Origin of the sequence: Paenibacillus sp. FSL H8-0168 (assembly GCF_038592955.1) — a bacterium.
Taxonomy (GTDB): Bacteria; Bacillota; Bacilli; order Paenibacillales; family Paenibacillaceae; genus Paenibacillus; species Paenibacillus polymyxa_B.
This window is the reverse complement of record NZ_CP151948.1, coordinates 4,209,889-4,221,735: the sequence shown is the minus strand read 5'-3', so window position 1 is coordinate 4,221,735 and position 11,847 is coordinate 4,209,889. Positions and strand designations below refer to the sequence as shown.

At 46.6% G+C, this 11,847-nt stretch carries 9 protein-coding genes; 6 read left to right on the top strand and 3 right to left on the bottom strand.

Annotation, left to right across the window (positions count from 1 at the left end):
• The first annotated feature begins 43 nt into the window (after positions 1-43).
• From MHI21_RS18610 to MHI21_RS18600, 3 genes are all read left to right on the top strand, one after another.
• Positions 44-895, top strand: a complete 852-nt coding sequence (locus MHI21_RS18610) for an amino acid ABC transporter substrate-binding protein (RefSeq protein ID WP_043882305.1) — start codon at positions 44-46, stop codon at positions 893-895.
• Between the two features lie 73 nt (positions 896-968).
• A complete protein-coding gene (locus MHI21_RS18605; protein ID WP_023989825.1) occupies positions 969-1,637 on the top strand; it encodes an amino acid ABC transporter permease in 669 nt (222 codons plus the stop codon).
• 14 nt (positions 1,638-1,651) lie between these two features.
• A complete protein-coding gene (locus MHI21_RS18600) occupies positions 1,652-2,404 on the top strand; it encodes an amino acid ABC transporter ATP-binding protein (RefSeq protein ID WP_322162236.1) in 753 nt (250 codons plus the stop codon).
• Positions 2,405-2,523: 119 nt separating this feature from the next.
• On the opposite strand, the gene MHI21_RS18595 is transcribed toward MHI21_RS18600, so the two are convergent.
• The 3 genes from MHI21_RS18595 to MHI21_RS18585 form a co-directional block, all read right to left on the bottom strand.
• Positions 2,524-3,678, bottom strand: coding sequence for an MFS transporter (locus tag MHI21_RS18595; protein ID WP_342418708.1), 1,155 nt, complete (start codon positions 3,676-3,678; stop codon positions 2,524-2,526).
• Between the two features lie 260 nt (positions 3,679-3,938).
• Entirely contained in the window at positions 3,939-5,219 is a 1,281-nt protein-coding gene (locus MHI21_RS18590) for an ATP-binding protein (RefSeq protein ID WP_250239969.1), read from the bottom strand.
• A 1-nt stretch (position 5,220) separates the two neighbouring features.
• Complete coding sequence (locus MHI21_RS18585) at positions 5,221-6,678, bottom strand: RtcB family protein (RefSeq protein ID WP_342418707.1); 1,458 nt, start codon at positions 6,676-6,678, stop codon at positions 5,221-5,223.
• Positions 6,679-7,222: 544 nt separating this feature from the next.
• Between MHI21_RS18585 and MHI21_RS18580 the strand changes: the two genes are divergently transcribed.
• The 3 genes from MHI21_RS18580 to MHI21_RS18570 all read left to right on the top strand — a co-directional run bounded on the left by MHI21_RS18580 (position 7,223) and on the right by MHI21_RS18570 (position 11,509).
• Entirely contained in the window at positions 7,223-7,552 is a 330-nt protein-coding gene (locus tag MHI21_RS18580) for a metalloregulator ArsR/SmtB family transcription factor (RefSeq protein WP_013311437.1), read from the top strand.
• 29 nt (positions 7,553-7,581) lie between these two features.
• On the top strand, positions 7,582-9,363 hold the full coding sequence (locus MHI21_RS18575; protein WP_342418706.1) for a SulP family inorganic anion transporter: 1,782 nt from the start codon (positions 7,582-7,584) through the stop codon (positions 9,361-9,363).
• A gap of 520 nt (positions 9,364-9,883) precedes the next feature.
• Positions 9,884-11,509, top strand: coding sequence for a S8 family serine peptidase (locus tag MHI21_RS18570; protein WP_342418705.1), 1,626 nt, complete (start codon positions 9,884-9,886; stop codon positions 11,507-11,509).
• The last annotated feature ends 338 nt before the right edge of the window (positions 11,510-11,847 follow it).

Genomic DNA, 11,847 nt, shown 5'->3' with positions numbered 1-11,847 from the left:
CGCGTGCTAGGTTATCAAGAAAAAGGGAAAGAGTGTGGATACCATGAAAAAATTTAGTTTTTTGCCGATTGTACTCATCGTGATGGCATTGCTGGTTTCGGCCTGCGGTAACAACGATAAAGGCGCCAGTACCAATAATGCATCTACCGGAGATAACGGATCTAATAATGGAAAAGCAGATACTACTGCTACAGCTACTCTTGAATCTGTAAAAGCAAGCGGCAAGCTGAGAATTGGCACGGAAGGCACCTATGCTCCGTTTACCTACCATGATGCTGCAGGTAAACTGACAGGCTTCGATGTCGATATTGCGACTGAAGTGAGCAAACGCCTGGGTGTACAACCGGAGTTTATCGAGACGCAATGGGACGGCATATTCGCAGGGTTGAACTCCAAGCGGTTTGACACGGTGTTCAATGAAGTATCCATTACAGATGAGCGCAAGCAAAAATATGATTTTTCTGATCCGTATATTGTCTCCAAGGCAGTTCTGATCGTAAGCGAAGACAATACAGATATCCAGAAATTTGCTGATCTAAAAGGGAAAAAGGCTGGGCAATCCCTGACCAGTAACCTGACTCAAATCGCGAAAAGCAACGGAGCAGAAATTGTGGCAACAGAGGGATTCAACCAAGCCATTGACCTCCTGACTTCCAAGCGGGTGGATGCGACCGTCAATGATGGATTATCCTATCTTGATCTGAAAAAGCAAAAGCCTGACGCACCAATTAAAAAGGTGGACGAATCTTCAGATGCTTCACACAGCGCAGCTGTATTCAATAAGGGCAGCGAAGATTTGATCAAGGAAGTAAACAAAGCGCTGGCTGATATGAAGGCTGACGGTACGTACCTGAAAATTTCCGAAAAATATTTTGGAGCCGACGTATCCAAATAATAAATGAAGACCCAACGTTCGCCAAGTCGAACCGAATCTTCTCAAACCTATCTTTTCAAAGGATGTCTGTACAATGGATGATCGCCAAATACAAATCATTATCGATTCATTATTGCCTCTGCTAAAAGCAGGGGTTTCTTTTACGATTCCGCTCACGCTTATCTCCTTTGCTCTTGGACTCGTGCTGGCGCTGATTACAGCGTTGGCCCGGCTGTCCAAATGGAGAATACTCAAGCTGATTTTCGGCTTCTATGTATGGGTGATTCGAGGAACTCCTTTGCTGGTGCAATTGTATATTATTTTCTATGGTTTACCTTCCGTAGGTATTACACTGGACCCGTTTATTGCTTCAGTGATCGGCTTTACCCTCAGCGTAGGGGCTTATAGCTCTGAAATTATGCGTGCGGCTATCATATCCATTCAGGAAGGCCAATGGGAGGCGGGGTACTCTCTGGGGATGACGCGCTGGCAAGTATTGCGTCGTATCGTGCTTCCGCAAGCATCCCGTGTGTCCGTACCTCCGTTGGCTAATTCATTCATCAGCTTGGTGAAGGATACCTCACTGGCAGCGACCATCACCTATGTGGAAATGTTCAGAACGGCTAACCAGATTGTAGCTACCACATACGAACCGCTATTGGTGTATACCGAGGCGGGAGTTATTTACCTGCTATTTAGCACCATTTTGACTGTGCTGCAAAATTACCTGGAGAAGCGACTAGGCCGTTTTTCCGTCAGATAAAGGAGATTGTACCGGTGATCCAAATTCGGAATATACACAAATCGTTCGGCTCGCTGGAAGTGCTTAAGGGTGTTGACGTGACGTTGGGTAAGGGGAAAGTGCTTGTTATCATCGGTCCTTCCGGTTCTGGTAAAACAACGCTTTTACGCTGCTTGAATTTGCTGGAGGTTCCTGACCAAGGAGAGATCCAAGTAGGGGATATTGCACTGAATTTTGCGAAAGGAACGAAGCTCCGGCAAGAAAACATATTGGCGCTGCGCAAGCGGACAGGGATGGTATTTCAATCCTACAACCTCTTCCCGCATATGACAGCCGTACAAAATGTGATGGAGGGACAAGTCACGGTTCAGAAAAAGAGCAAGGACGAGGCGCGCAAACGTGCATTGGAATTGCTAAAAAAAGTGGGGTTGGCTGATAAAGCGGAATCCTATCCGCATCAGTTATCGGGAGGACAGCAGCAACGGGTCGGTATTGCCCGGGCAATGGCGGTCGAACCTGAGGTACTATTGTTCGACGAACCGACTTCTGCGCTTGATCCTGAGTTAGTAGGCGAGGTGCTCAAGGTCATAAAGCAACTGGCTGCTGAAGGGATGACCATGGTTATTGTCACCCATGAAATGAAATTTGCAGCCGAGGTGGCAGACCATGTGATTTTGATGGATCAGGGTGTAATCGTTGAGCAGGGTACGCCGCATGAGGTCCTGGAGCAACCCACCAGTCCACGGGCTATTCAGTTTTTGAATCGTCTAAGCGGGGAAGCAGAATAAAGGGAATTTGAGTGTTTGTTAAATATAAGCGATTAACTGAATAAAAAGGCAGCTACAGGCGGGCGTTGAAAAATAAGCCCCACACCCGTAGCTGCCTTTTACTCATCAGTTGTCCTCTTTTATTTCATTTTTAATGTAAGCAAAAAAGTACCCAATAGAATACAACAGCCTGCTATGAATGGTGCGAACATATTTGTATCAAATAAAAATCCCGCTAGAGTGGGGCCGACAATATTTCCGACACTCATATAGGCATTATTCATACCAGCTACATATCCTTGCTCATTCCCTGCCATCTTCGATAATTGTGTATTAAGAGCTGGACGAAGCATAGCGGTAGCAAAGAAAATAAGGGAAGTGAGAAGGAAGATACTCCAAAAATCTATGGTGAAGAGAAACAAAATATAAGCAGCTGAGGTGAAAAGAAGCGAACCTTTGATCACCCTTTGTTCACCAAACTTATTAATTATTTTAGCAACAACTAGTGCTTGCATACCGACTCCGATCACAGCACCTGCGGTTAGAATAATTGAAATATCTTGCGGCGAGAATTGGAAGCGGTTCGTTACATATAAACCAAGAACAGATTCAAAATTAGCGAGCCCAAAGGTCATCACCAGGACAAGTACAAAGAGCATCGCATACTTTGACTTTAACGATCTCACATATTGTTTGTACATAGATTCCTTCCGAGTAATTCTTGCCCGAGCTGCCTTCATTTGTTCTTTCGTCAAACTTTCAGGTAAACAAATCATTGAAAAAATAACTGCAATAATAGCCGCACCCGTTGCTATATACAGTGGCACTCTCGTTCCATATCCTGCAAGAAGACCACCAAGTCCAGGACCGATGACAAATCCGAATGACATGGCTGCGGCTAGCAGGCTATTTCCTTTGGCTCGTTCTTCGGTTGTTGTAATATCCGCCACATATGCCATCATGGGCGGAATAATCAGGGCTGCTGCCATTCCTTCCAGAAGTCTTGAGGTATACAGCATCCATAACTCATCTCCGATAGCAAAGATAAATTTAGCTACAGCAAAAATAATGCCACCTACGACGATGAATGCTTTTCTCCCATATCGATCAGACAGTTGCCCAGTCATTGGAGAGAGCAGGAATTGTGTCACTCCATAGGCTGCTACCAATAAACCGATCGCCCGCCCACTGGCACCAAATTCAATGATCAGTTCTGGCAGGATGGGGGTAATTAAACCAACGCCCACCATAACGATGAAGATATTAATCATTAGGATTCCAAGTATTCTTTTCATGCAAAAAACCTCCTGATCCATTGGTTTCTGGATAGGAGGTAGACGTACGAACAAGAAGATACACTGCTCCCGTCAAAGAAGCAATGCGCTTATTGTTAATACCCAAAGCCTACACTAATCCTATCCAGAAAATTCGTAAAATTACGATTTTTTCTTTGGTGGAATAGGATTAGTAGATCATTGGCTTAAGGTCACCCTTTCGATACTTTATTGTTTATCAACATAACATAAATTTCTTTATAAGGCAATGAAAGGATAAATCAGAAGAACCCAACACGTCCTTCGGCCACATTTTTTAACCAGTCCTGCTTACGGCTCTTATCGAGCTCGCCTCGCATACCTTTAATAATCAGCTCAATATCGGCTTTTCCCTGCTCATGCCACTCCAGAGCAGTGCTGACATACAGTTCTCCGAGCTGTGCCAGCGAAAACCCGTCAGTCATGGCTGCCGCCTTCTGTGTACCTGTTTCCCCTGCAAAAACAAGGAAGTTGCGCAGCTTGAGATATGCCAGTCGCAGCGCTTCGTCAGGCAAACTGATTTCATAGGCCCGATCGAAACGCCCTGCCCGGTTCATCAGACCCGGGTCGATTTTTTCGGGATAATTGGTCGTTCCGATTAGGAAGATGCCCTCCTTGGATGTAGCACCGTCGAGGGTATTCAGGAAAAAGGAACGCACCTCCTGAGGCATGGAATCAATGTCCTCAATGACTAGCACCATTGGAGCCAGGCGAGTAGCCGCCTCGAACACCTCTTTGACCGATTCACTGGTTGTATACTCCGTAATTTGCCAGTAGGCTGCCGGGCCCGGTACACTGCTGGCAATAGATTTTACAAGTGTTGTTTTACCGTTGCCCGGATGGCCATATAGCAAAATACCACGCTTATAAGGAATGTTATAAGTCTGATAGAAGGTACGATCCGCTTCAAAAAACTGATCAAGTGATCGGAAAATATCCCGTTTGATTTCCGCTTTCAAAATCACGTCATCCCGCGTAATTGCGCGGGTTATCGGCTCTGCCTGCCGAGAAAGTCCACGGCTTGTGTCGGTAAAAACGGTGACACGCTTCATATTCTGCTTACGTTCACGACCGCGTACTCCCGCGAGGAAGCCTTGCAGCTCCTGGTCGCCTATCGCAAATACGTAATCTTCATTGTACACGCCATTCTCACGGAAAAAGGGAACTCGCGCCAGCGCGATGCCCCACTTGGGGTAGGCGAATACATTATTACGCATCGACAGATGCACGCCGTATTCAGGAGTCGGTCCGTCATCGTCATACTGGATGGTGCGTTCCTCCAAACGATCGAAGACCCGTGCCACATGCTCCAGATCGGGACTGCCTGAACGAATATCTTCCTCCAGCAGATCCCAATACTCAATATTGGGATCATCGCTGGCATACAGCACGTATTTTACGCCGTAGCGGTTATAGAGTGCTTCACTGATACCGTCGATCAGACGGGCATAAGCGGCATAACCGGTAATGCGTCCATCTGTACGTTCATCAAATTCGTAAATAGCTGGGATGTCTATACTCAAATTATTTGGCTCCTTTCAGGGCGGCTAGCGGCTTGCATTTGGCTACAACTGCTGCGAGTCCTGCCCCGGTGACACTTTCGATAATATCATCTACATTTTTGTAGGCTTGCGGAGATTCGTCGATAATGCTTTCCAGTGATGCCTGATTGACCACAATTTCGTCGTCTGTCCCTACACCCAGGGCCCCTGCAAAATCGTCCACACTGACGAGTCGTTTGGTCGCAGAACGCGAACGAATACGGCCTGCTCCATGACAAATGGAGTGGAAGTTATCCTGACCGCCCGGTAAACCTACCATAATATAAGAGGCTGTCCCCATAGAGCCGGGGATCAGGGCTGGATGCCCTGTCGCCTGATAAGGCCGCGGATTGTCGGGGTGTCCTGCTGGAAGAGCACGCGTAGCACCTTTACGATGCACAAACACGCTGCCGTGATCCGGATGGGATTCCTCCCAAGCATAATTGTGCATTAGATCGTACAAAGTACGCAACTCGCACTTTGTACCAAAGACATCGCGGAAGGCTTCACGCACCGAGTATGCGATGAGATGTCGGTTCACCACAGCGTAATTCAGTGCCGAATACATCATATCGACATAATGTGCAGCCTCGGGGTGATCCAGCGGTGCGAATACTAGTCTTGGGTCGGAGGTACCGAGCCCGAGACGGCTCATTGCCTTGGCAATGGCAGATGAGCTGGCCTGGCTGACTGCTCCACCCCAAGCCCGTGATCCCGAATGAATCATCACAGCCACCTGACCGTCGAACATCCCCCAAGCTTCAGCTGTTTCGCGGTTTTCCTCCGCGATTTCAATCGCCTGAATTTCAACGAAGTGATTGCCTCCACCCAGCGTGCCGAGCTGTCGGTGAGCCCGATGCCATGTACGATCTTCGACAAGATTCAGCACCTCCTCGTCAAAGGAGAACTTACTGTGCTCTACATGGGTGAGTGAGGTGGATTTCTTAGGAGTGTAGCTGTCCGGAATATATTTGTTGGGTAAGCCGTGCAGACCCTTGCGTACAATATGCCCCAGTCGGATATCCGAATAATGCCCGCGCTGGTGGGCTTCCATGGGCAAGTATTTGTCAATGGTTTTGACCAGCTTACGGCGCAGCTTGGTTTCCTTCAAAGCATCCTTGTGCAGATTGGTCAGGTGTACGCGCATGCCGCAGCCAATATCACTGCCAACGATGGAGGGAGATACATAGCCGTCCTCCATTCCCCATACAGCAGTCGTACCGATGCAGGTTCCGACGCCTACATGTACATCTGGTGTGTATCCCATATAGCGGATACCTGGAATTTGTAAATTGTTATTAGCCATCTCGAACACCTTGTAATCCAGTGAGGAGAAAAGTTGCTGAGAAGCATATACGGTCAGATCACCTGCCGGAAGCTTCATCAGATGGCTGTATGTTCCTTCATGCAAGGACGAGTCGGTTGTATGTTGTATATTCATATAAATGGGTAGTTCCCTTCTTCAAGTAAATTCATAAATACTTGCATAAAAGATTAAAAAAACAAAAAAAACCGCAGACTTGTCGTCTACGGCTTCCTGCACCGAAAGTGTCATTACATTTTATGATCAACACATCATAAATACGTAAAATAACCTGTTCTTCCAATAGCATAAAAAAATAAAAAAGCCTGGCTAATCACGCCGTCAGACAGCGTGATATCACCCATCATGTCGCCCGAACGGGGCCGATGAGACGAAAACTCAAATATGTGGTTGTATCGTGCTGTCTGTCTGTCGTTATCATGTAAAGCTCAGTCATGTCTGTCGGCCCCCTTTTCTTAAAGTTAATTGCTATGTTAATGGAAACCTGTGGAAGCTGTCAACCCTGAAAGATAGAAGTGTGGGAGAATGTGCCTTTACTCATGGTGAAGTGTGAGTAACATCATAGTTCAATTGGCCCAAAGCTGTTATTGTACTGAATATTCAAATATTCAGATATTGTTGATCGTTTATAGGACAATTCTGTGAGGGGGACGGAGCAGGCGTGGAAGGAGATCTCCAGAAGTTTAAGGCCGACTTTTTCAAAGCATTGGCTCACCCTCTGCGCATCCGCATTTTGGAGGTGCTGAGTGAAGGAGAACGGAATGTGAACGAGCTGCAGACTGCGCTAGGTTCCGAAGGTTCTGCCGTATCGCAGCAATTGGCCGTTTTACGGGCCAAAAATTTGGTGAACAGCTTCAAGGAAGGTACATCGGTTGTGTATTCACTACGTGATCCGCTTTTGACGGAGCTGCTTGCGGTGGCGCGGCGGATTTTTGACAATCATTTGGTCGAAGCGATCTCGTTGCTGGAAGGTATACGTAACGAGAAGTAATGCTATTACAGAAAAGAAGGGTTACAGGAATGAAGTGGATAGGAAGGTTCGAAGGCTATAACGCAGGGGCTTTGCGAAAGGATCTCATTTCCGGAAGTATTGTAGCGATTGTGGCGATTCCGCTCGGTATGGCGTTTGCTATTGCATCGGGAGTAAAGCCGGAATATGGGCTGTATACGACCATTGTTGCGGGAATTTTGGTTTCGCTGTTGGGAGGGTCCAAATTCCAGATCGGAGGACCTACAGGTGCATTTATTCCGATTTTGCTGGCTATTGTCATGCAATACGGTTATGAGAACTTACTCATAGCCGGTTTTATGGCGGGCATTATGCTCATTTTAATGGGTGTGCTAAGGCTGGGGGCACTGATTAAGTTTATTCCCAAGCCAGTAACAATTGGCTTTACGGCCGGAATTGCCGTGACGATATTCAGTGGTCAGATTGCTAACTTTCTCGGCTTGCGCGGGGTAGAGCGGCATGAAACTTTTCTGCCTTCCATGGCAGAGCTCATCCATCGACTTCCTTCACTGAATGTATATAGTATCCTGACGGCTTGTATCTGTCTTGCCGCGCTTATTTTGGTGCCTAAAAAATGGCCCAAGATACCCGGCTCACTGGTTGGTCTACTCTTGTCAACACTGGTGGCAGCTTTACTTTTTCCAGGGCAGGTGGCTACGATTGGCTCTGCGTATGGCGCAATTCCAGCATCTTTGCCTGAGCTACATATTCCTGCGATGACGTGGGATTTGATCGTGAAACTCTTGCCGCCAGCACTTGTTATTGCAATGCTGGGAGCTATTGAATCTTTGCTTTCAGCGGTGGTAGCTGACGGTATGACGGGAGCCCGGCATAACAGCAATCGTGAACTGGTTGGACAAGGGATAGCTAATTTGCTGACACCGCTGTTCGGTGGCATTCCTGCGACAGGTGCAATTGCCCGCACCGCCACAAATATCCGTAACGGTGCTGTTTCTCCTATGTCAGGCATCGTACATGGGTTCGTGGTGCTCCTCATCCTGGTGCTTTTCGCACCTTATGCGTCTAACATTCCGTTGGCCAGTATGGCTCCGGTGCTGATGGTAGTAGCTTGGAATATGAGTGAGCGCAAGCATTTTGCGCACATTCTCAAAACGCGGACAGCGGATTCTATTGTGCTGGTTGTCACCTTTTTGCTGACAGTTTTTACGACGCTGACAACGGCTGTGGAGGTAGGTTTAATTCTGGCAGTTGTATTGTTTGTTAAACGTATGAGCAGTACACTTTCAGTAGATAAGGTACTTCCTGATCCTTCTGTAAAACATGAAAAAGTAGGAGCCCATATGGTCACAGATCAGCATGATTGTCCACAGGTGGCTATTTACAATGTGGAAGGCCCTTTATTTTTCGGTGCAGCCTCGGTATTGGAAAACTCAGGTGTGGGAGGTCGGACTGACCACCTACAAGGGATTTTGTTGTTGCGTATGGGGAAGGTCCCTTTTATGGATATGACGGGAGAAGGTAACTTTACCGCATTAATTCAGAAATACCGGAAGTCTGGCGGAACGGTGCTTGTTTCCGGGCTCCAGCCTCAACCGCTGGCATTACTACAGAAAACCGGATGCTACGACATGATTGGACAAAAGCATTTTTTCGAACATACAGGAGAGGCCCTGACGGCTGCCCTTGCGCTGGTGAATCAGGATCATTGCTATGGATGCAGGCAAATGGCTTTCCGAGAATGTACGAGTCTGTGCCGCAGATCGCAGCAAACCAAATCTTCCTTTCCAGATGGAGCCGTTTCGGTTCCCATACCTGTAAATAGCGGCAGATAACACTCTTTTAAATTTGTTGCTGAATGCCGAAAAATCTCTTCTAATCCCCGAAACCAAGTGCATAATGAAGACTTGCATTTGCTTCGAAAATGGAAGAGATTTTTCTCTTCTTAAAGAAAAAAAGGAATAAAATTCAAAAAAAATGCTTGAATATCTGATTTTATGACCCTATACTAGATTCAAAAGATACCATATGTTTCATTCTTTTGTTTTAAATTGTATTTTAATACTTGCTTATCAACCTCCTCGATCACTTCTAGTTTCTTACCCTACCTTTTTCTTCATTTTTTTCACTTACTATTTTCAAACTTGTTCACCTGTTTCTACCCGATGCTTGTTCTTTGCGGTCTGCACCAAGGATTGTTCACCTCAGAATGATGACCTATGGATTTCACCCCAGCGGAATCTATATTTTTTAAAGGAGGTGAGTACCAGAGGCTATTTTGTGAGCTTTTGACGTAGCTGCCTGGAAGGTTGTCCTTGAGAATTAAAAAAACCAAGTAAAGGGAGGTGAAAAGTATTGATTAAGTCGAAAAATATCAAAAAGACGCTGTCGGTCAGTTTTACCGCTCTTCTTGCTTTTTCTCTGATTTCTCCGGTATATGGTGATTCCAGCACAACCACCTCAGCAGGAGCATCGACGATTTCCGCCAAGGTTTCTGCCAAGCTGAACCAACAATTCAGTGCCAGTGAGTATGTCACCTATCTGGTTAAATTAAAAGATCAGGTGGATACGGAGTCAGTTGCCAAGCATGCTTTCCAAAAGGCCTCTGCAGAGCAAATTTCACCCGCTGCTACTAAGCTTTCTGTACGTACAACGGTTGTGAACTCTCTCATGGATACAGCAGAAAAAACGCAACAATCCGTGGAGGAATACTTAAAGAAGGAAGTCAATAACGGAAACGTCAAAAAGTACAAGAGTTACTTTATCGTGAACGCATTTGCGGTAACCAGCACCAAAGAGGTCATGGATAATCTCGCCACACTTCCTGAGATCGACAAAATTTTACCGGATGAAAAGCGGGAACTGCAAAAGGTAGAAATAGATAAGGATGCCCAGCCCGTAGTTGAGGAATCTACAGCTGACCAAGCGGTTGCAGATCAGGCCGCTGTAGATACGGCTGTGACGGAAGAGAATGCGCAAAAATCGGTGGAAGAATCCGTGTATAAGGATGCGGTAACGCCAAGCCGTGTCGAGTGGAATATCTCTAAAATCAAAGCACCACAGGTTTGGGCCAAAGGCATTGACGGCAAAGGCATTGTTGTCGCCAATCTGGATACAGGCGTTGAATATACTCACCCGGCGTTGAAAAGAAAATGGCGTGGTCTGAATGCTTCCGGTCAGGTCGTTAATCCAGAACTGAGCTGGTATGATGCGGTTGATGGAGCATCGTTGCCGACTGATTCAAATGGACATGGTACACATACAATGGGTACGAGCGTTGGCTCGGACAGCAACGGTACGAATGAAATCGGTGTTGCCCCTGGCGCCAAATGGATTGCGGTTCGAGTATTCAATCCAGATACGACCGACTCCATCTTACTGGACGGTGGACAGTGGATTCTTGCTCCTGTAGATAAAAACGGTAAAAAGCACCCTGAGCTTGCACCGGATGTGGTGAATAACTCTTGGGGCGGTGGACCTGGCCTGGATGAATGGTATCGACCAGTCACCAAGGCGTGGAGAGCGGCTCAGATTTTCCCTGAGTTCTCCGCAGGCAACACAACATTGTCCAATCCGGGCGGACCTGGGTCTGTAGCCAATCCGGCAAATCTGCCGGAAGCCTATGCGACAGGAGCCACGGACATTAACAACAAGCTGGCCAGCTTCTCGCTGCGCGGTCCTTCTCCTTATGGCGAGGTGAAGCCTGAAATCTCGGCTCCTGGTGTCAACATCCGTTCTTCTGTACCGGGTGGGGTGTATGAGGGGGGATGGAACGGTACCTCCATGGCAGGTCCGCATACTGCTGGATTAGCAGCATTACTGCTTCAGGCCAAGCCATCTTTGACTGTGGATCAACTGGAGGATGTTATTTCAAAAACAGCGACGCCGCTGACAGATAGCCAGTATCGGACTTCACCGAACAATGGTTACGGATATGGTCTGATCGACGCGCTTGCTGCGGTGAACTCCGTACTTAAGTGAGGATTTTGCAAAAATCCCATAAGCGACTTCCAATGAACAAGATATAGAGCGAAAGATAGGATTAAGAAAGACCCCCAAAATCCCTTTGAGCGGCTCGTACAGAGATTGCATACACCTGTTAACCGTGTAATGCACTATTACGTAGCCGCAAAAAAGGGGTTTTCGTACATAAAAGAATATAAAAGTCATAGAATTTCAAGAAAAATGCAAAAAAATGACTTGTATATCTGTTTTGATAACTTTATACTATTCCATAATATATGATTATATATCAATTTTTAATATAAACTGTAATGATATAACATGTTTTTCTTCGAAGTTCTCCTGCTTTTTCTCCT